At 61.0% G+C, this 19,219-nt stretch carries 18 protein-coding genes and 1 riboswitch; of the genes, 9 read left to right on the top strand and 9 right to left on the bottom strand.

Going from position 1 to position 19,219, the window contains the following annotated elements; translation table 11 throughout:
• Window positions 1-88: 88 nt before the first annotated feature.
• Window positions 89-3,700: a bifunctional proline dehydrogenase/L-glutamate gamma-semialdehyde dehydrogenase PutA gene (gene putA / locus AC5XE7_RS00540; protein WP_495364564.1), complete on the top strand. Its 3,612-nt coding sequence runs from the start codon at window positions 89-91 to the stop codon at window positions 3,698-3,700.
• Between the two features lie 85 nt (window positions 3,701-3,785).
• Here the strand turns inward: putA and hmuQ are convergent, their stop codons facing one another.
• Complete coding sequence (gene hmuQ / locus AC5XE7_RS00545) at window positions 3,786-4,100, bottom strand: heme-degrading protein HmuQ (protein WP_183830778.1); 315 nt, start codon at window positions 4,098-4,100, stop codon at window positions 3,786-3,788.
• A 31-nt stretch (window positions 4,101-4,131) separates the two neighbouring features.
• Window positions 4,132-4,587 (bottom strand): hypothetical protein, encoded by a 456-nt coding sequence (locus AC5XE7_RS00550; protein WP_495364563.1) that lies wholly within the window; start codon window positions 4,585-4,587, stop codon window positions 4,132-4,134.
• A 438-nt stretch (window positions 4,588-5,025) separates the two neighbouring features.
• Between AC5XE7_RS00550 and hemP the strand changes: the two genes are divergently transcribed.
• Genes hemP through AC5XE7_RS00575 form a run of 5 tightly spaced genes read left to right on the top strand, consistent with a single transcriptional unit; the run spans window position 5,026 to window position 9,136 of the window.
• Window positions 5,026-5,235 carry a hemin uptake protein HemP gene (gene hemP / locus AC5XE7_RS00555; protein WP_239798980.1) on the top strand — a complete coding sequence of 70 codons (210 nt, stop codon included), beginning with the start codon at window positions 5,026-5,028 and terminating at the stop codon, window positions 5,233-5,235.
• A gap of 25 nt (window positions 5,236-5,260) precedes the next feature.
• On the top strand, window positions 5,261-6,322 hold the full coding sequence (locus tag AC5XE7_RS00560; RefSeq protein WP_495364562.1) for a hemin-degrading factor: 1,062 nt from the start codon (window positions 5,261-5,263) through the stop codon (window positions 6,320-6,322).
• Between the two features lie 10 nt (window positions 6,323-6,332).
• A complete protein-coding gene (locus AC5XE7_RS00565; RefSeq protein WP_495364561.1) occupies window positions 6,333-7,226 on the top strand; it encodes a heme/hemin ABC transporter substrate-binding protein in 894 nt (297 codons plus the stop codon).
• A gap of 16 nt (window positions 7,227-7,242) precedes the next feature.
• Window positions 7,243-8,340: a FecCD family ABC transporter permease gene (locus AC5XE7_RS00570; RefSeq protein WP_287944712.1), complete on the top strand. Its 1,098-nt coding sequence runs from the start codon at window positions 7,243-7,245 to the stop codon at window positions 8,338-8,340.
• 7 nt (window positions 8,341-8,347) lie between these two features.
• Complete coding sequence (locus AC5XE7_RS00575) at window positions 8,348-9,136, top strand: heme ABC transporter ATP-binding protein (RefSeq protein ID WP_495364560.1); 789 nt, start codon at window positions 8,348-8,350, stop codon at window positions 9,134-9,136.
• A 57-nt stretch (window positions 9,137-9,193) separates the two neighbouring features.
• Here AC5XE7_RS00575 and rirA read toward each other — a convergent pair whose 3' ends face one another.
• A complete protein-coding gene (gene rirA, locus AC5XE7_RS00580) occupies window positions 9,194-9,691 on the bottom strand; it encodes an iron-responsive transcriptional regulator RirA (protein ID WP_183830763.1) in 498 nt (165 codons plus the stop codon).
• Between the two features lie 319 nt (window positions 9,692-10,010).
• Here rirA and AC5XE7_RS00585 point away from each other — a divergent pair, with 319 nt between their 5' ends.
• Window positions 10,011-10,565 (top strand): GNAT family N-acetyltransferase, encoded by a 555-nt coding sequence (locus tag AC5XE7_RS00585; protein WP_239798974.1) that lies wholly within the window; start codon window positions 10,011-10,013, stop codon window positions 10,563-10,565.
• 73 nt (window positions 10,566-10,638) lie between these two features.
• Here the strand turns inward: AC5XE7_RS00585 and AC5XE7_RS00590 are convergent, their stop codons facing one another.
• Window positions 10,639-11,832, bottom strand: a complete 1,194-nt coding sequence (locus AC5XE7_RS00590; RefSeq protein ID WP_183830759.1) for an aq_1923 C-terminal domain — start codon at window positions 11,830-11,832, stop codon at window positions 10,639-10,641.
• A 204-nt stretch (window positions 11,833-12,036) separates the two neighbouring features.
• On the opposite strand from AC5XE7_RS00590, the gene parC reads away from it, so the two are divergent.
• Both parC and AC5XE7_RS00600 read left to right on the top strand, forming a co-directional pair.
• Window positions 12,037-14,304, top strand: a complete 2,268-nt coding sequence (parC, locus tag AC5XE7_RS00595; protein WP_495364559.1) for a DNA topoisomerase IV subunit A — start codon at window positions 12,037-12,039, stop codon at window positions 14,302-14,304.
• A 226-nt stretch (window positions 14,305-14,530) separates the two neighbouring features.
• The gene (locus tag AC5XE7_RS00600; RefSeq protein WP_183830755.1) at window positions 14,531-15,754 is read left to right on the top strand and encodes an AI-2E family transporter; all 1,224 of its coding nucleotides are present in this window, start codon (window positions 14,531-14,533) and stop codon (window positions 15,752-15,754) included.
• 71 nt (window positions 15,755-15,825) lie between these two features.
• Here the strand turns inward: AC5XE7_RS00600 and AC5XE7_RS00605 are convergent, their stop codons facing one another.
• From AC5XE7_RS00605 to AC5XE7_RS00625, 5 genes are all read right to left on the bottom strand, one after another.
• A complete protein-coding gene (locus AC5XE7_RS00605) occupies window positions 15,826-16,725 on the bottom strand; it encodes a DMT family transporter (RefSeq protein WP_495364558.1) in 900 nt (299 codons plus the stop codon).
• 102 nt (window positions 16,726-16,827) lie between these two features.
• A complete protein-coding gene (locus AC5XE7_RS00610) occupies window positions 16,828-17,580 on the bottom strand; it encodes an arginyltransferase (RefSeq protein WP_495364557.1) in 753 nt (250 codons plus the stop codon).
• Between the two features lie 50 nt (window positions 17,581-17,630).
• On the bottom strand, window positions 17,631-18,077 hold the full coding sequence (gene crcB / locus AC5XE7_RS00615) for a fluoride efflux transporter CrcB (RefSeq protein ID WP_495364556.1): 447 nt from the start codon (window positions 18,075-18,077) through the stop codon (window positions 17,631-17,633).
• An 87-nt stretch (window positions 18,078-18,164) separates the two neighbouring features.
• A riboswitch (Fluoride riboswitch) is annotated at window positions 18,165-18,226 on the bottom strand.
• Window positions 18,227-18,264: 38 nt separating this feature from the next.
• Window positions 18,265-18,735, bottom strand: coding sequence for an RDD family protein (locus AC5XE7_RS00620; protein WP_495364555.1), 471 nt, complete (start codon window positions 18,733-18,735; stop codon window positions 18,265-18,267).
• 77 nt (window positions 18,736-18,812) lie between these two features.
• The gene (locus AC5XE7_RS00625) at window positions 18,813-19,166 is read right to left on the bottom strand and encodes a DUF423 domain-containing protein (RefSeq protein ID WP_495364554.1); all 354 of its coding nucleotides are present in this window, start codon (window positions 19,164-19,166) and stop codon (window positions 18,813-18,815) included.
• Window positions 19,167-19,219: the final 53 nt, after the last annotated feature.

A 19,219-nucleotide genomic window follows, 5' to 3' on the forward strand; every position in this document is an offset into this window, starting at 1 on the left:
TAATTCCATGGGCTCGTGCTAGGTTCCTCATATCGGTCGTGGCGGCCGCCAGACCGTTGAGATTTGCCTCTGTTTCGACAGGAACGCCATGCCGACCCTTGCACCTATTCGCCAGCAGATCCGCGCCAATTATCTCCCCGATGAGGATGCCGCCGTTAAACGGCTGGTCGAAGCCGTCGCTCTGTCAACCGAAGAGCGCGCGGCGATCACCCGGCGTGCCGTAGACCTCGTCAAGGCCGTACGCGGTTCGTCCGATCCGCGGCTGATGGAAGTCTTTCTCTCGGCCTACGGCCTTTCCACCAAGGAAGGCGTGGCGCTGATGTGTCTGGCCGAAGCGCTGCTGCGCGTGCCGGATGCCGAAACCATGGACGATCTGATCGCCGACAAGATTGCTCCGCATGACTGGTCCGCGCATTCGGGCTCGTCTTCCTCGATCTTCGTCAACGCTTCCACATGGGCATTGATGCTGACCGGGCGGGTTCTGGAAGAAGGCGAGAGCGGCATCGAAAAGACGCTGCGCTCCATGGTTCGCCGTCTGGGAGAGCCCGTCATCCGCAAGGCGGTGGCGGCAGCCATGCGCGAGATGGGCGAGCAGTTCGTGCTCGGCCGCACCATCGCCGAGGCGATGAAGCGCGGCAAGTCGATGACCGACAAGGGTTATCTCTATTCCTTCGACATGCTGGGCGAGGCGGCCCGTACCGAGGCGGACGCCCAGCGCTATCTCAAGGCCTATGCGGATGCGATCGCCGCGCTCGACAAGCCGGCCAACGGCGCCGACATCCGCAAAAACCACGGCATTTCGGTGAAGCTTTCGGCCATTCATCCGCGCTATGAGGTGGCGCAACGGGAAACCATGCTGCCGGTGATGGCAGAGCGGCTGCTGTCGCTGGCGCTGGCGGCGAAGAAGGCCAATATGGGCCTCAACATCGATGCCGAGGAGGCCGACCGCCTCGACCTGTCGCTCGATGTCATCGAACTGGTGCTGGCCGACGAGCGCCTTGCCGGCTGGAACGGATTCGGCGTCGTCGTGCAGGCCTACGGCCCGCGCTGCGCCTTCGCCATCGACTGGCTGTATGCGCTTGCAAACAAGCTTGACCGCAACATTATGGTGCGGCTGGTGAAGGGCGCTTACTGGGACACCGAGATCAAGCGCGCGCAGGTCATGGGCTTGGCCGGATATCCGGTCTTCACGCGCAAGGCCAATACGGACGTTTCCTACATGGCCTGCGCGAAGAAGCTGTTGTCGATGACCGACCGCATCTATCCGCAGTTCGCCACCCACAACGCCCATACGGTTGCCGCGATCCTGTCCATGGCTCCGAACCGGGAGTGCTTCGAGTTCCAGCGCCTGCACGGCATGGGCGAGCAGTTGCATGAGGCCGTGCGCAAGGCCGAGGGCACGCGCTGCCGCATCTATGCGCCCGTCGGCGCGCATTCCGACCTGCTGGCCTATCTGGTGCGCCGCTTGCTGGAAAACGGCGCCAATTCCTCCTTCGTCCACCAGTTGACCGACGAGGCGGTGCCGCCGGAGGCCATCGCCCGCGATCCGCTGGAAATCGTGGAGACGCAGGGGTCTGCCGCCAATCCGAACATTGCGAAGCCGTTGGCAATCTTCGGCGCTGATCGCCGCAACGCAAAAGGCTGGGACATCACCGATGTCGTGACGCTGGAGGCGCTCGAAAAGGCGAGGGCGCCTTTCGCTGCCCCGCATACATGGCAGGCGAAGCCGCTGACCCGCGCCAAGGGCAAGGGCAGCACGAGCGATGTCATCAACCCTGCCAATGTCGGGGAAGTGGTTGGCACTGTGGCTGAGGCCGGCGAAGCGCAGGTGAAGAGTGCCGTGGGCTTCGCGGTGAAAGCGCAACCCGAATGGGCGGCGCGCGCCGTCGCGGAGCGTTCCGCCATACTGCGCCGCGCTGCCGATCTTTACGAGGCAAATGCTGGTGAATTCTTCGCGCTTGGCACCCGTGAGGCCGGCAAGACGCTGGCCGACGGGGTGGCGGAGCTTCGCGAGGCGGTGGATTTCCTGCGCTACTACGCTTGCGAGGCCGCCAATGTCGAAACCGCGACAGAGGCGCGCGGCGTGATCGCCTGTATCTCGCCATGGAATTTCCCGCTGGCCATCTTCACCGGCCAGATCGCGGCGGCGCTCGTTACCGGCAATGCGGTCATCGCAAAGCCTGCCGAACAGACGCCGCTGATCGCATATCGCGCCGTGGAACTGCTGCGCGAGGCGGGCGTGCCGGAAGACGTGATCCAGCTCCTGCCGGGTGATGGTCCTTCGGTTGGCGGTCCGCTGACGGCCGATCCGCGAATCGCCGGCGTCTGTTTCACCGGCTCGACCGAGGTCGCGAAGCTGATCGAAAAGCAGCTTGCCGAGACGGCGGCGCCCGATGCCATGCTGATTGCCGAGACCGGCGGGCTCAACGCCATGGTGGTCGATTCGACCGCTCTGCCCGAGCAGGCGGTGCGCGACATTCTCGCCTCTTCCTTCCAGAGTGCCGGCCAGCGCTGCTCGGCGCTGCGCATCCTGTATGTGCAGAAGGATGTCGAGAAGAAGGTGCAGGAAATGCTCATCGGCGCCATGAACGAACTGCGCCTCGGCAATCCGTGGGCGCTCTCCAGCGATGTCGGGCCGCTGATCGATACAGAGGCGCAGGGCGCGATCGGCGATTACTGCCGGGATATGGAGGCCCGCGGCAAGGTGGTCGCAAAGCTGGATGCGCCGGAAGGCGGCCGTTTCATCGCGCCGCATATCATCTCGGTGCGCGGCATCGAGGAGATCGAACGCGAAGTGTTCGGTCCGGTGCTGCATGTGGCGACATTCGACGCCGACAAGCTCGATTCGGTCATCGGGGCGATCAATGCGCGCGGCTACGGCCTCACCTTCGGCCTGCATACCCGCATCGAAGGCCGCGCTCAGCATTTCGTCGACGGCATCCATGCCGGCAACATCTATGTAAACCGCAACCAGATCGGCGCGGTCGTCGGCTCGCAGCCATTCGGCGGTGAGGGGCTTTCCGGCACCGGCCCCAAGGCCGGCGGCCCGCACTATCTGCGGCGGTTCCGCAGGGGAGCGGAGACTGGCGCTGAGCTTGCCGAGGCGCGCATTGCTGTGGCGACCGAGATGAAGGACAATCTGCCCGATCCCGCACTTGGCGGCTGGTCCGCCCGGCCGGACCGCATCGCCATCCTGCGCAAGCATCTGCGCGGCAAGGGGGCTGCGGCGGTGGCCGCGTCGGCGGGACTGGAATTCGGACAGATCGATCTGCCCGGCCCCACCGGAGAGGCCAACACTCTGGCTCTGGTGCCGCGCGGACGGGTTCTGTGCCTTGGTCCCGATGCCGATACGCTGCTGGCGCAGGCCATTCAGGCGCTGGCCGCCGGCAATGCCGTGCTGGCCGTGTCGGCCGATGCCGCTGCCCCCCTGTCGGCGCTGACCGGCAAGGGATTGCCGATCGCGACGCTCGATGCGCGCGTCGATGCGAATGAGCTTTCGTCGCTGCCGGTCGATGTCGTGGCTTTCTCCGGCGGCGGGGACGAGGCGAGGGCCATTCGCCGCGCGCTGGCAAGGCGGGCGGGGCCGATCGTGCCGCTGGTCACGGAGGTTATTTATCCGGCCGCCTATGCGCATGAGCGCGCGGTGTGCGTGGACACGACCGCCGCAGGCGGCAATGCCAGCCTGCTCGCGAGCGTCTGAGCAGCAATCCGGAAAAGAAAAGGCTCCGGGACATGATCCCGGAGCCTTTTGCCGAAGATAAGCTGCGAGATCGCAGGGAGGGTGCTCAGGCGCCTTCGATGGCCGAAAAACCTTCAAACTGGGGATGCCCCACAGTGGTCGCCTTGCCGGTGCCGGCATTGCGATGCGAATCGCGGAAATTCTGCGACTTCGTCCAGGCGAGGAAATCGTCCTCGCTCTCCCAGACCGTATGCGATGCGTAAAGCGTGTAGTTCTCGGCCTCGTTCACCGGTCCGCGCAGCAGGTGGAAGGTCCTGAAACCCTTCATCTCATGCAGCGTCGATTCCCGATTCTTCCAGATATTCTCGAAATCCGTTTCCGAGCCCTTGAGGACCTTGAAACGGTTCATGGCAATGTACATGGCTGTCCTTTCCGAACGACGGAGGCTGCGGTTATACGCCGAAATTGATGTCGGTCTTCGAGCTGGGCTGAAGAGCCTTCATGCAGGCTGTCGGCTCGATACCATCGCCGGCGCAGTCATTGGAACCGTTCACAAGCGCCCGCGAGATCTTTGCACAGTCGATTCCGGCGAGGTCGAAGCGGCTGACCTTGGTCTTGCCCTGCGGCAGCTCTTTGAAGTCGAGAACCGTCATGCGGTCCACCACGCCCGAATCGTTGAAAAGCGCGATTTCGAACGAGGCCTTGGTCAGATCCGTGCCCAGCCCGTTGTTCACGACGAAGGTGAGGCGGCAGCCCTTGTCCGATGGCTGGGCGGCATTGAGTTCAAGGGAAAGCGCTGCCGGCGCGGATTTCGGTGCGGCATCCTGGGCAAAGGCAGTGCCCGCCGTCACGGTGCCGCTGGTAAGGAGCGCGATTGATAAAAGAGTGGAGAATCTCACGGTCGTCATCACCTTTCTTGCCGTTCATCATCGATTTTGACCGGCGGGGCCGGCGGCATGATTGCTCGATCAGAGTTCAGAGTCTAAAACTTGAACTATCCGGACAGGATATGGCAAGCCCTGCCTTCCCGGAAGCCGATTGTCGAGAGCGCATTCCACTGATGCCATCAGATAATTCGGGAATGACACGCGCGTGACAGATCTTTCGCCTGCGATGGCCCTTGAGCAACGGGCTGCCTGAGCAGCGGGAATGGCTTCCGGCCGAAGGAGACCGCACGAGGGGCGGGGAAAGGGTTTGCAGTGCATTTTTTGCACTGGTGTTTGCCTTTAATGTTGACTAATTTAGTCCGGTATTGCAGTTGTGATAAAACATGATTATTAGAGTCAAGAAATCGAAAATCATGTTCGAGCAGCCCTAGCCACCCCCAACGAGAGGGATCGAGATCGATGACTGCGCACACTCCCAACGACTTCCGCTATCGCGTTCGCCGCGTAGACCAGGCCGTTCCGGTACGGGTCGAGCGCACGCCCTTTTCCGTGAGGACGCTGTCGTCCAACAGCCTGTTCCAGGGTGAGCATGAGATCGGCATCGAACATCATGGCGCACTGTACCGCCTGAAGATTACCCGTCAGGGTAAGCTGATCCTCAACAAGTGATTGGCCCCATCGAGGGTTAGAGCCAATGGACCAGCGCGTGAAGCCGAGCCCGCATGAGATCAGGCGGGCACGGATCGAGAACCCCCGGATGCGCGAGCGTGATCTGTCGGCGCAGCTTGGCATAAGCGAGGCCGAGTTGCTGTCGGCGCATTGCGGTCATGAAGCCGTTCGCATCCGGCCTGACGTGAAGTCGGTTCTCAGCGGCTTGCAGGGCATTGGCGAAGCGATGGCCCTGACCCGAAATGAAAGCGCCGTTCACGAGAAGATCGGCGTCTACGACAAGGTTTCGGTGGGCGAGCACAATGCGCTGGTGCTTGGCCGGGATATTGATCTGCGCATCTTCCCGAAAGTCTGGGCGCACGGCTTTGCCGTCGAAAAGCGCAGCGGCGACGAGGTTCGCCACAGCCTGCAATTCTTCGACCGTGCCGGACATGCCGTCCACAAGGTCCATCTGCGCAATGCCTCCAATCTGTATGCATTCCACAAGCTGGTGGGAGAGCTTCAGGTGGACGACCAGCTTCCCCGCATGGAAGTGGAGCCCGTGTTCGGGGAGGTGTCCTCGTCGCCGGCCGAGGCTTTCGTTCGTGTCGAGGAACTGCGCGAGCGCTGGGGTGCCCTGACCGATGTGCACCAGTTCTTCGGGATGCTGCGGTCGCTTCGGATCAGCCGTTTGCAGGCCATGCGCCTTGTCGGGCCGGAATATGCGTGGCGGGTCGATGAGGATGCTGTCGCGGCGCTCATGCATCACGCCGCCGCCGAGGCGCTCCCGATCATGTGCTTTGTCGGCAACCATGGCTGCATCCAGATCCACACCGGGCCGATCAGGTCGGTGAAGCCGATGGGGCCGTGGCTGAACGTCATGGACGAGACGTTCCATCTGCATCTGCGACTCGACCACATTGCCGAGGTGTGGGGGGTGCGCAAGCCGACCCGTGACGGTTTCGTCACGTCAATTGAAGCCTATGATTCCCAGGGCAGGATAATTATCCAGTTCTTTGGCGAGCGCCATGAAGGCGAAATGGAGCGTGACGACTGGCGCTTCCTTGCCGAGAATCTTCCCAAGGTGCCGGTGTCTGTCCCGGCTTGAAGGTGTTGAAATGAAAATCTTTTCCCGTTTCGCTGCGCGTGCGGCCATGCTGTTGTGCATGGCCGCTTTTACGCCTTTGGCTGCTACTTCCGCCGAGATCGACGGGAAATTCGAGGATCCAACGCGCATTGCCGCCATAGGCGGCTCCATCACGGAGATCGTTTTCGCGCTGGGCGAGCAGGATCGCCTGATTGCGCGCGACACGACCAGCGTGTTCCCGCCTGAAGCTCTTGAATTGCCGGATGTTGGCTACATGCGCCAGTTGTCACCGGAAGGCGTTCTTTCCGTCAACCCCGGCGGCATACTGGCACTTGAGGGCAGTGGCCCCAAGGAGACGATCGATGTGCTGAAAAAGGCCAGCGTGCCTTACATCGAGGTCCCCGAGACGTTCGACCGGGAAGGCATCATCCGCAAGATCGATGTAGTCGGCAAGGCGCTCGGCGTCGAGCAAAAGGCTGATGCACTTGCCGCCGAGGTGGGTGCGAAGATCGATGAAGCCAAAGCGCTCACCGGGAATGTTAAAGACCGCAAGCGCGTGTTGTTCATTCTATCGGCGCAGGGCGGCAAGATCATGGCCTCCGGGGCTGATACGGCCGCCAATGGCATCATAGAGCTTGCCGGCGCCGTGAACGCCATCGAGGGTTATTCCGGCTACAAGCAGCTGACCGAAGAAGCGATTGTCGACGCGCGTCCGGATGTCATCCTGATGATGGGGCAGATCGGTGGCCACCAGAGCGGCGATGACGAGGTTCTCGGCAATCCCATCATTGCCACCACGCCTGCCGGCAAGGCCCGCAGAGTGGTGCGCATGGACGGCGCCTATATGCTGGGTTTTGGCCCTCGCACTGCGGATGCTGTTCGTGACGTCGCAGTCGCGCTATACGGCAAAGAAGTCGCCGACTGAAGCGCGCGGAATCCACATGACCAATCCAGTTGCTGCCGGGGAAGCCGGCGTAAAACGTTATGCCGTCGCCGGTGACAGATCCGCGCTTGCGCGTCTGGTTATTCTGCTGCTGTGCGTTCTTCTTGCTCTGACCATGCTGTTCAGCCTCGCTTCAGGCGCTTCGGATGCCTCTGCCGTGGCAGTCGTGCGCGGATGGCTGTTTGGGGCAGCAGATGATGCGCTCAGTGTTCGCGACCGCATCATTATCAACGATGTCCGCCTGCCACGCGTGGTTCTGGGAGCTCTTGTGGGAGCTTCTCTGGCCGTATCCGGTGCGGTGATGCAGGGGCTTTTCCGCAATCCTCTGGCCGATCCCGGGCTCATCGGCGTTTCGGCCGGCGCAGGTCTTGCCGCCGTGCTGATCATCGTTCTCGGTGGAACCGTGCTGGCTCCGGTGACTCTGGCAATGGGCACTTTTTCCCTGCCGGTAGCCGCCTTCTTCGGTGGTCTGGCAGCAACGCTGGTTCTTTACAAGGTCGCGACGCGGCAGGGCCGGACATCGGTTGCCACCATGCTTCTGGCAGGGATCGCGCTTGCGGCACTCGCCGGTGCGGTGACGGGCATTCTGGTGTTTGTGGCCGATGACCGCCAGTTGCGGGACCTGACCTTCTGGCAACTGGGGTCGCTTGCAGGGGCCACCTGGCTGAAGATTGGCGCCGTCGCTCCGATCATGGTGCTGGCCATGGCCGCGACGCCGTTTCTGGCGCGCGGGCTGAACGCGCTGGCGCTGGGCGAGGCGACCGCCACCCATCTCGGCATCCCGGTGCAGCAACTCAAATATATCGCGATCGTCAGCGTTGCCGCCTCCGTCGGTTCTTCGGTGGCGGTAAGCGGGGGCATCGGCTTCGTCGGCATCGTCGTGCCGCATCTGTTGCGTCTGGCCATGGGGCCGGACAATCGATATCTGCTGCCGGCATCGGCGCTACTCGGGGCATCGTTGCTGCTGCTGGCGGATGCGGTGGCACGCACGATCGTCGCGCCGGCGGAGCTGCCGATCGGCATCGTCACCGCCGTTGCAGGCGCTCCGTTCTTCCTGTGGATATTGCTGCGCAATCGCGGCGTCATCGATCTGTGAGGCCGGCATGATCGAAGCACAGGACATATCCATCCAGATCGGCTCGACGCGCATCGTGCATGGTGTCGGCTTTTCCGCGAAGCCCGGCGAACTCGTCGCCATTGTGGGGCCGAACGGCTCCGGCAAGACGACCCTGCTCAAGGCCTTGTGCGGCGAACTCGCCTATGAAGGGCGGGTTGCCTTAAACGGGCGCGATCTTCGGTCGATGAAACCGCTGGATGCAGCCGGCATACGTGCGGTGCTGCCACAGGCGACATCTCTGTCCTTTCCCTTCACGGTGCGGGAAATCGTCAGGATGGGGCTGACCGGCGGCCGTTCGGGTATAATCGGCACGGAGGCTGAGCAGCTTCCGGAAATTGCGCTGGCGCGCGTTGATCTGGAAGGTTTTGCAGGGCGCTTCTATCAGGAGCTGTCAGGTGGCGAGCAGCAGCGGGTGCAGCTGGCCCGCGTGCTGTGCCAGGTGTGGGTTCCGGTTCTGGATGGCCAGCCGCGCTATCTGTTCCTAGATGAGCCCGTATCCAGCCTCGACATCAAGCACCAGCTCATCATCATGGACATCGCACGCGATTTCGTGAAGGCCGGGGGCGGGGTGGTCGCCATATTGCACGACCTCAACCTTGCTTCGATGTATGCCGACCGCATCCATGTCATGCATCGCGGAAGGCTCGACACGGTTGGCGCGCCGCAGGACGTTCTCAGTGATTCGATGATCGAGCGCGTTTTCGGCTGCCGGTTGCGCGTGGGGGCAGTTCCCGCGCCCGGCACCCCGTTCGTCCTTCCTCAATCTGCCGCTTAGAAACGAAACGACCGGCACAAGGCCGGTCGCTTCATTTTCTATGTATGCCGTGAACGATCAGGCCGCAGGCACGTTGTGCTGGGCTGCGACCTTGCGCGGGGAAACATTGCGCGGCGCCAGATCATCGATACCGAGCGCCTCGCGCATGTTCGGGCGGGCAGCGACGAGATCGGCGATCGTGTGACGTTCCAGCACGGCGAAGAAGGCACCCAGAGCTTCGCGCAGGGCAGCGTTGAGGCCGCAGCTGTCGATCAGCGGGCAGTCGGCCGTATCGTTGTCGAAGCATTCGGCCATCGAGAAGTTGTCTTCGGTGACGCGCACCACGTCGAACAGAGTGATTTCCTCTGCCGGCTTGCCAAGGCGCACGCCGCCATTGCGGCCGCGCACGGTCTCCACCAGCCCGTTCTCGACGAGCGGCTGAAGGATCTTGAACAGGAAGAGTTCCGAAACGGTGTAGGCCGCGGCGATCTCGGGTATGCGGCTCAACTTGCCGTCATTGGTCGCGCAATACATCAGGATGCGTATGGCGTAATTGGTCTGGCGCGTAAGTCGCATGATCCATCCTCGCAGGAAAGCTGTGCGTTATATATGGCCTATACCTTGGAATAATTCTAGACAAGCCCATTAAAAATTATGATTTTTTCGGTCACCTTTATGGGGCCGTTTTACGACAGCCGCTCCGTGAATGCACGATTTATCTTGCACAGGGCGGGTGAGGCGAAAAACCGGCAGATCGGGAGCCCTTCCATTTTGGAATGGCAGCTTCCCGTTCATGTACGTCTATAAGCAACATCAATGACTTGATATTTATGTTGCGTTGCACAATATCAGGAATGTCGGGACGATCTCAGGGAGGAACCCAGAGGAGTGCGACATGGAGCAGACTGTTCACAGCCCCGTTCGCCTGACGGGGACCATACGCCAGCTTAGACCCTCGGATATGCCGAGGTTTCGCGAGCATCTTCTCAGGCTCGATTCGGAAAGCCGGCGTGATCGCTTCAATGGACTGGCCGACGACAGTTTCATTTCATCTTATGTGTACCGTTCCTCCGCTGCCGGAACCACGGTGATCGGCTATGTGGAAGGCGACAAGGTTCTGGGCGCGGCGGAACTGCATGAAAGCCCCGATCAAAGCCAGCCTACGGCTGAAATCGCCTTCAGCGTCGAGCGTCACCTTCAGCATCAGGGTCTTGGCGGAAAATTGTTCGAACGGCTGATCGAGCAGGCGAGGGGGTTTGGCTACACCAGACTTCTTGTCACCACCCACCCGCACAATGCGGCGATGCGTGCCCTTGCCCGACGTTACAATGCGGAGCTGGTGTTTGAGGACGGCGAGACGGTGGGCACCATTCATCTCGAACCTTTGATGCCGGTCGGCGTCATCTCGGCGGCATCGCAGGCGCGGAACCGTACGCTTCATCCGGCCTGAACCTGATCCGGATATCATGAAAAAAGCCGCACCGTTTCCGGTGCGGCTTTTTTGTCTGCGAACAGAGCGCAGATCAGTTCTGGTTGGCCTTTACCGACACTGCGAGCGTTTTGGTCAGGTTCGTCGGATTTGCCATGGCGTCCGCCATGATCAGGGCGAACGGAACCGGGCTGGTCGGCGCGGCCGAGATTTCGAGGCTGCCCGGATTGTCCAGGAACTGGTTGACGGCGGCGGAGGCCTGCGCGGTCAGTTCAGGATTCTGCAACTGGGCCAGCCCGAAAGGAACGATCGCCTTGGCCTGATTGGCGACATCCTTGCCGGACACGCCCTGCTGCTTGCCGAAATAGTCGAGAAGCTTGTTGGTCAGCGAATCGTCCGTGAAGCGGATCGATGTGGAATTGAAGCTCAGCTGCTGCATCAGGCCCAGCATGGCCATGCCCTGTGCCGAGGAATCGGCTTCCTCGGACGCTTCGGCCATCTGCTTCTGCAGTTCCTGCATGGATTTGATGAACTCGGTCGTGTAGCCGCCGAGGCGCATGCTGACACCCAATGTGCCGGCATTGTCGATTTTCGTATCGTACTTCACGATGTTCATGTCGCCGTCTGCTGCGTTCCAGCTTCCTTCCATACGGATCGATCCGTTGATGGTCTGGTATCCGAGAGCTTCAATCGCATCCTTGTATTTCGGGTCGTCGACCAGTGTCAGGTCTGCGGTGAAATTCGGGACGGTCGCTTCCATGGTCACAGGCTTGTCGGTCGCAAACTCGGACATGGTCGCCGAAATGTCTTTGGCGGCGAATGCGGTCTTGCCCGAATTCTTCATGCTGATGTCGTCCAGCCTGATCGAACGGTAGTACATCATGCCGCCGAACGGATTGGAGCTGGCCTCGCCGAACAGGATCACGTCCTTCATGACCATCGGGCTTATCTCGAAGGAAGTCGGGCCGTCGTTGCGCGAGTAGGCATCGCTGCTGATCGAGCCGACATTGAGGTTGCCATCGGCTTCGCTGATGTTTTCAAGTGTGAGGTCGCCGATCTCGAAGGCACTATCGGTGCCGGCTGCCTTGAAGGACACGCCCTGCATGACCATCGATGAAAGGTCGCCGGACAGGCCCTTCCATTCGATCTCAACGCCCTGTTCGGTGAAATTGGACTTCACGCGGGCGGCCACATCGTCGATGCTCTGTGCCGAAGCCGGAGCGATGGCCATTCCCAGAAGAATGGTCGAGGCGGTCAGCATTGACCATTTCGCAGATTGCAGGCTCATCAGGGAGGACTCCGAATTTATTCTTTGAGAGGGAGAATGGCGAGCATTTGACTGCAGCATGTGGCACGAGCAAGTGCAATTTTGACCTATTAGTAGAAAATCATCTCAAAATAGCAAACATGAATGCGTTTTTCAGTGATCAGAACCCCACTTGACGCCAGCCTTGCCCTTGCCGCGAATCATCGCCTCGGTTAGTCAAGCCCCATGGGAAAAAGCCTTATGCCGCCCGGAGATGGCGGCGATCATATCGAACCGGTCGACCTGAAGCGGGCGCTCGAGGAGCGCTATCTTGCTTATGCGCTGTCGACCATCATGCATCGTGCATTGCCGGATGTGCGTGACGGGCTGAAGCCTGTCCATCGGCGCATCATGCATGCCATGCGCCTTTTGCGCCTCAATCCGGATCAGGGTTTCGCCAAATGCGCGCGCATCGTCGGCGAGGTGATGGGCAAGTTCCATCCGCATGGCGATCAGTCGATCTATGATGCGCTGGTGCGTCTGGCGCAGAGTTTTTCGATGCGCTACCCGCTGGTCGACGGGCAGGGCAATTTCGGCAATATCGATGGCGATAATGCCGCAGCCATGCGCTACACCGAAGCGCGCATGACCGATGTGGCGACCGAGCTGCTCGCCGGCATCACCGAGGACGCGGTCGATTTTCGTCCCACCTATAATGAGGAAGACGAAGAGCCGGTCGTTCTGCCCGGCGCCTTTCCAAACCTGCTCGCCAACGGCTCTTCCGGCATTGCGGTCGGCATGGCGACCTCCATTCCGCCTCACAACGCCGCCGAATTGTGCGACGCTGCTCTTTGCCTGATCGACGGCGTCAAATCCGGACAGGAAATTTCCGATGAGCGGCTGATGGAGTTCGTTCAGGGACCTGATTTCCCGACCGGCGGCATCATCATCGACAGCCGTGCTTCCATTGCCGAAGCCTATCGCACCGGCCGCGGCTCGTTCCGCGTGCGCTCGCGCTGGCATCAGGAAGATCATGGCCGCGGGACGTGGACGATCGCCGTCACCGAGATCCCTTACGGGGTGCAGAAGTCGCGCCTGATCGAGAAGATCGCGGAACTGCTCATCGCCCGGAAGCTGCCGCTTCTGGAAGACATCCGCGATGAAAGCGCGGAAGATATCCGCATCGTTCTGGTGCCAAAGAGCCGCAGCGTCGATCCCGGCATATTGATGGAATCGCTGTTCAAGCTCACTGAGCTGGAAAGCCGGTTCTCGCTCAACATGAACGTGCTGTCGCGCGGCAAGGTGCCGAACGTGCTGTCGCTGAAGAGCGTGCTGCGCGAATGGCTGGATCATCGCCGCGAGGTGCTTCAGCGCCGTTCGCGCCATCGTCTGGCGGAAATCGAGCGGCGGCTGGAGATTCTTGCCGGCTATCTCATTGCCTATCTGAATATCGATGAGGTGATCCGCATCATCCGCGAGGAGGATGAGCCCAAGGCCGTGATGATGGCACGCTGGGACCTCACCGACACGCAGGCCGAAGCGATCCTGAACATGCGGTTGCGCTCGCTGCGCAAGCTGGAAGAGTTCGAGATCCGCAAGGAATTCGATGCGCTGACGGAGGAAAAGCAGCAGATCGAGGCGCTGCTGGACGATGTGCTGAAGCAATGGAACACCATTGCCTGGGAAATCCAGACCATCCGCCGGGATTTTGGGCCGGAAGAAAACAAGGAACTGGGGCCGCGCCGCACCAGCTTCGCGGAAGCGCCGGAGCACGACCTCACCGACATCGCGCAGGCGATGATCGAAAAGGAACCTGTCACCGTCGTCATCTCCGAAAAGGGCTGGCTGCGCGCCATGAAGGGGCATCTGAGCGATTATTCGCAGCTCTCCTTCAAGGAGGGCGACAGCCTCAAGCTGGCCTTCCACGCCCAGACCACCGACAAGATCCTCGTCTTCACCACTGGCGGCAAGTTCTACACCATCGGTGCCGACCGCCTGCCCGGCGGGCGCGGACATGGCGAGCCGATCCGCATCATGGTCGACATGGAGACGGATCAGGACATCGTCACCGCCTTCGTGCATGAGCCGAAGCGCAGGCTGCTTCTGTCGTCCCAGCAGGGCAACGGTTTCATCGTGTCCGAGGACGAGACGGTCGCCAATACGCGCAAGGGCCGCCAGGTGATGAATGTGAAGGCTCCCGACGAGGCGCTGTTCTGCATTCCGGTTGCCGGTGATCACGTTGCCATTGTCGGTGAGAACCGCAAGATGCTGGTGTTCGCAGTGTCGGAAATCCCGGAAATGACGCGCGGCAAGGGTGTTCGGCTGCAAAAATTCAAGTCCGGCGGCGTGCTCGACATGAAGACCTTCGCCATGGAAAGCGGCCTGACCTGGCTGGATTCGGCCGAGCGCACCTTTACGCGGTCACAGGCCGAGCTTGCCGAGTGGATCGGCGCACGCGCGTCTGCCGGGCGAATGGTGCCGAAGGGTTTTCCGCGTACGGGCAAGTTCGGCTAGTCCGCAATCCTGATAGTCATTCGTGATTTCAGGAGGTTAGCGGAAGTTGATGTGATTTTGAGTCAGGAACCTCATCCGGTTTCTGGTTCGGCAGGAAGAAGCTTCGATCACGCTTACGACACTATTTTTCTCTAGTTCCATCGAAAATGGTTTGTCGTAATGTTTGCTCCACTATCGTCATGCACTGTGGAGCACAGACGAACAGAATCGGCTGGAGGCGCGGCGTTTGAAAGAGCAGGACAGTCAGAAGGGCGGTCGCGAACTTCGCCTGATGGGGCGTGCAGCTCCCATCAGATCAGCTGTGATCCAGCCGCTTTCGGCGGCGCGCTGGCTGCTTATCCTCATCGTCGCCGCTGGCGTCTATTTCTTCCATGGCTTCCTCGTGCCGGTTTTGGCGGCACTGATCATCGCCTTTGCGAGCTGGCCGCTTTACCGCCGGCTTCTGGCTGCCGTGAACGGCAACAGGACAGCCGCTGCCACATGTGCGCTTCTGATGATCCTTGCCTTTCTGATCATCCCGATCGTGCTGGCCTGCATGTATGCCTTCAATGAAATCCACGAATGGGTTGTGTGGGCGGTGGAAGCCAACAGGCACGGCGCGCCGGTGCCTGAATGGATCGCGGCGCTGCCCGTCATCGGTGAGTGGCTTGCTCAGCAATGGTCGACCACGCTCGATCACCCGGGCGGCATCGGGGAATTGATCCAGCTCGTCAGCGGCGCCAATATCGGCAGCATTTATCGCGGCGTCGTGGCGGCCGGCGGCAGCGCCTTCAGCCTGTTTCTGGCGCTCCTGTTCATGCTGATCGCGCTGTTCTTCACCTATCGCGACGGCGAGGCCTTTGCCGCGCAGGTCGACAATCTCGGCGAACGCATCCTGCCGTCACGCTGGGAGCGTTTTTCGCGCGTGGTGCCGGCAACCATCAGCTCGACCGTGACCGGCATGACGCTGATTGCGATCGGCGAGGGGCTGGTGCTCGGCATTGCCTACTGGCTGGCTGGCGTGCCGTCGCCGGTGACGCTGGGCGCACTGACTGGCCTCATGGCGCTGATACCCGGAGGCGCGCCGCTCTCCTTCACGCTGGTATCGCTCTATCTGGTTGCCAGCGGCTCGCCATTTGCGGGTGCAGCCCTGTTCCTGTGGGGCTCGATCGAGCTCTTCATCGTTGACAAGACGCTGCGGCCCAGGCTTGTGGGCGGGCCGATCAAGCTGCCTTTCCTGCCGACCTTCTTCGGATTGGTGGGCGGCGTGAAGACGATGGGCTTTGTTGGCCTGTTTGTCGGCCCGGTGCTGATGGCTCTGCTCGTCGCCATCTGGCGCGAGTGGCAGCATGAGGTGGAGACCACCTCCACGACCGTGGTTCCCGTCGTGACCACGGAAACGATTGTCCAGCAGGTTCCACTTTCCGGCAGGAATGACCGTTCCGATCAGACAGCCTCCGCCGAAAGCTGAGCAGCTTGCGCGAAGAGGCGTTCGTTCCGCGCATGCACGGAATGAGGCAGAGCGGGCGATGGCGCTGAAATTCAGACCGGATGCCGCAGTGCCAGCGTAGCGCGGCGGCGTCGGCCATCGCGCAGTTGCCAGATGGAATGGCATATCAGCGTCACTATCAGAATGCCGCCGCCGATCAGGCTGTTTCTGCTCGGCGCTTCGGAGAAGATCATCCAGACCCAGACAGGGGCCAGCACCGTTTCAAGAAGATAGAACATCGCCACCTCGGGGCCGGAAATGTATTTCGGGCCATTGGCGAGGCAGAAGAACGAAACCGGTATCACGATCGCGCCGTTGAAGATGATCCAGCCGGGTTCGGAGATATGCAGCCCATTCTGCCGCACCATCACGGCTGCGACGATGCAGGGCAGGATCACGCCAACCAGTGCGGTGAAGCCCATATCCTTGCCGCTTGCCCTTGAAATGGTGATTGCAGTGGCAAGGCAGAAAGCGGCCAGGGTTGCCATCACGTTGCCGAACAGATTGCCGGTGCCGAGCGATGAGCCGACGATGACGGATATGCCGACGATCATCAACGCCATGGCGACAAGGGTTTGCGGCCGGGGTTTTTCGCGCAGGAACAGCCATGACAGCAATGCTGCAAACATGGTGTTGAAGGCGAGAATGAAGACGAGATCGGCCGTTGTGGTATTGAATACCGCGGTAATGAACAGGATCGAGCTGATGCCGTAGAGACCGGCCACGATCAGGCCGGAGCGACCGGGAATGAGTTTTGGCACATCTGGCGAGAACCAGCGCCAGACGGCCCACATGACGAGCCCGGCAACAAAGGTGGTTGCACTGCGAACGAACAGGATCGACCAGGAATCGCCGCCGGCGAGCTTGATCAGCGGGATGTCGACCGTCAGGGCCATGCCGCCGAGCGCGGTGAGAAGAAGACCTTTGCTGTGCTGATCTTTGTTCGCGGGCAATGCAAAAACTCCGGCAAAAGACGGTAAAAATGCCTTAACGATATGACGAAGCGCTCTGCGCCCTCATTCCGGCGCATCCGGAAGGCCAGAGAAATGCCTGTCCTATTCGGGCTGGTAGCGCTCCCAGCCCTTGGGGCCGAGATGCTCCTGCGGCTGATAGCGCATCTTATAGCCCATCTTGCGCGAGCCGTTGACCCAATAGCCAAGATAGACATGGGGCAGGCCCATGGCGCGGGCACGCTCGATGTGATCGAGAATCATGAAGGTGCCGAGCGAGCGATCTTCCATGTCGGGATTGAAATAGGAGTAGACCATGGACAGGCCGTCGGCCATGCGGTCGGTCAGGGCAGCTGCGATCAGCTCGCCTTCGCCCTTGCCGGTGATGAAACTGTCCGGCCCGCGGCGGCGATACTCGATGATCTTTGTGTCGACGTGGGTATCTTCCACCATCATTGCGTAATCGAGCACGGTCATGTCTGACATGCCGCCGAGGCGATGGCGCGAATCAAGATAGGTGCGAAACAGCGAATATTGCTCGGTCGACGGCTGTGCGTCGTGCATGTGCCCCACAAGGTCGCTGTTGTGCTGCAGCACGCGGCGCATGCTGCGGCCCGGAACGAATTCGTTTGCCAGTATGCGCACGGATACGCAGGCGCGGCAGGTTTCGCAGGCTGGCCGGTAGGCGATGTTCTGCGAGCGCCGGAAACCACCCTGCGTGAGCAGATCGTTCATCTCGTTGGCCTTGTTGCCGACGAGATGGGTGAAGACCTTGCGCTCGAACTGCCCATCGAGATAGGGGCAGGGTGAAGGTGCAGTCAGAAAGAACTGCGGTGATTGGGTCAGGTGCTGCGTCATCTGCAAGCCAACTCCATAATAATAATAGCTTGGCCCGTTCTTGGAAAAATTCAAGATGTTTGCGTGGGTCCGCTTTCTTCTTCTATGTCGAGTTGCACGATGCGCTGGTCCGCATTGAAGTAGGTGGCGGTGAAGTGACCGAGCGCAACTGCCCCGACACAGAGCACGACCGAGGCGACGATGTTCACTGCGGCACGGCCCATGGCGCCGCTTCTCATGAGATCCAGCGTCTGGAGGCTGAATGAGGAAAAGGTGGTGAAGCCGCCGCAAATGCCGACCATGACCAGAAGGCGGACATTCTCCGACACCGGGAATCGACCCTGCGCCAGCGTCAGGGTGCCGAACAACCCGATGATGAATGACCCGGCGAAATTGATGATGATGGTGCCCCAGGGCAGCGAGCCGCTGATCGGCTGCGCGACGATGGAAACCAGATAGCGGGCGAGACTGCCGAAAGCGCCGCCGAATGCGACCGCGAGGCATGAGGTAAAGGACATCGGTTTCAGTTCCTCTTTATCGAGCGGGCACAAAAAAACCCGCCATGCGGCGGGGCTTTTTCAGGACGCACCCCTGCCGCGGTTTTCATCGCGACAGGAGCCATCAGCCGTTTCCGGCGGTTTCGGGGAGCTCCATCCCCATCTCATGCAGCGTAAGCCGGGCGAGCGGCTTGCGCAAGCCCGTCCGTCAGCGGTCGGTGCGCACCACGGCAGTGCCGAGCAGCAGATCGTGCAGGGTCCGCTTGCGATCCGAGAACAGAGTAATCAGCAACACCAGCGGCGTCAGGATCACGTTGCCGGCCCAGAACATGATGGAATGCACGATGGCGAACACGCCGTCCACCGGGCGCCCGTCGAGCCGTTCGAGGCGGATGTTCATCATCTTCATGCCGGTCGTGGCCTGATCCGCGCTGCCCAGCGTGAACCAGACATAGGTGAGGGCGACCACTGGCACCAAAAATCCGAACAGCACCCAGCCGAGGCCGAATGTGATGATTCCAAGCAGCAGTACGACAATGGCGAAGGGGATCGAAATCAGGCCGACGATCAGATAGTCGAGCAGAAAAGCGAAGATACGGCGGGTACGCACGCCATCGTAAGCCCTGATGTCGTCAAGCCTGCCGGTGATGATCTCGCCATCGAGAACACGAGCGTTCATACGGGTTCGAAGCCTTTCGGTTGCGGTTCCTTCAGGCTTCAGATGGTGAATTTCGGCGAAATTTCAAGGTTCGCGCTTCAATCGCCCGTTTTCGCGGGCCGAAGCGCTGCAAGCGCGATCGCCAGCCAGCCGGCAATGAGCAGCGTTCCGCCGGTGGGTGCTGCAAACGGAAACAGGCGGTTGCCGACGAAGTCGCGCATCAAAAGGTCGCCGCAGAACAGGACGAGGCCGACGATCAGGATGAGGCCGGCGGCATGCAGGATGCGGTTGGCGGTGAGCAGGCCGATGGCCAGCAGCACCGGCGCATGCATCAGGAGGAAGGATGCGGCCGTGCCTGTGAAAGTGCCGCCGCCATGCGAGGCCGAGGCTGAAAGCACGACGCCTGCGGTGCCGCACAGGCCGGCAATGAAGACGAGAATGCGATTGTTCATCAATGTGCTCCGGAGCGAATCGATCTCTGCAGGCGTCGATAGTGCGCAGCTAT

The organism is Aquamicrobium sp. YD-1-mutant5 (genome assembly GCF_059509755.1).

Excerpts from the sequence above, each read along its gene's own strand:
- AC5XE7_RS00620 (WP_495364555.1), bottom strand. The coding sequence starts at position 18,735 with ATGAACGCTCGTGTTCTCGATGGCGAGATCATCACCGGCAGGCTTGAC.
- AC5XE7_RS00570 (WP_287944712.1), top strand. The coding sequence starts at position 7,243 with ATGACCAATCCAGTTGCTGCCGGGGAAGCCGGCGTAAAACGTTATGCC.
- rirA (WP_183830763.1), bottom strand. The coding sequence starts at position 9,691 with ATGCGACTTACGCGCCAGACCAATTACGCCATACGCATCCTGATGTAT.
- AC5XE7_RS00585 (WP_239798974.1), top strand. The coding sequence starts at position 10,011 with ATGGAGCAGACTGTTCACAGCCCCGTTCGCCTGACGGGGACCATACGC.
- AC5XE7_RS00575 (WP_495364560.1), top strand. The coding sequence starts at position 8,348 with ATGATCGAAGCACAGGACATATCCATCCAGATCGGCTCGACGCGCATC.
- hmuQ (WP_183830778.1), bottom strand. The coding sequence starts at position 4,100 with ATGTACATTGCCATGAACCGTTTCAAGGTCCTCAAGGGCTCGGAAACG.
- putA (WP_495364564.1), top strand. The coding sequence starts at position 89 with ATGCCGACCCTTGCACCTATTCGCCAGCAGATCCGCGCCAATTATCTC.
- AC5XE7_RS00550 (WP_495364563.1), bottom strand. The coding sequence starts at position 4,587 with ATGACGACCGTGAGATTCTCCACTCTTTTATCAATCGCGCTCCTTACC.
- AC5XE7_RS00560 (WP_495364562.1), top strand. The coding sequence starts at position 5,261 with ATGGACCAGCGCGTGAAGCCGAGCCCGCATGAGATCAGGCGGGCACGG.
- parC (WP_495364559.1), top strand. The coding sequence starts at position 12,037 with ATGGGAAAAAGCCTTATGCCGCCCGGAGATGGCGGCGATCATATCGAA.
- AC5XE7_RS00610 (WP_495364557.1), bottom strand. The coding sequence starts at position 17,580 with ATGACGCAGCACCTGACCCAATCACCGCAGTTCTTTCTGACTGCACCT.
- AC5XE7_RS00625 (WP_495364554.1), bottom strand. The coding sequence starts at position 19,166 with ATGAACAATCGCATTCTCGTCTTCATTGCCGGCCTGTGCGGCACCGCA.
- crcB (WP_495364556.1), bottom strand. The coding sequence starts at position 18,077 with ATGTCCTTTACCTCATGCCTCGCGGTCGCATTCGGCGGCGCTTTCGGC.
- hemP (WP_239798980.1), top strand. The coding sequence starts at position 5,026 with ATGACTGCGCACACTCCCAACGACTTCCGCTATCGCGTTCGCCGCGTA.
- AC5XE7_RS00590 (WP_183830759.1), bottom strand. The coding sequence starts at position 11,832 with ATGAGCCTGCAATCTGCGAAATGGTCAATGCTGACCGCCTCGACCATT.
- AC5XE7_RS00565 (WP_495364561.1), top strand. The coding sequence starts at position 6,333 with ATGAAAATCTTTTCCCGTTTCGCTGCGCGTGCGGCCATGCTGTTGTGC.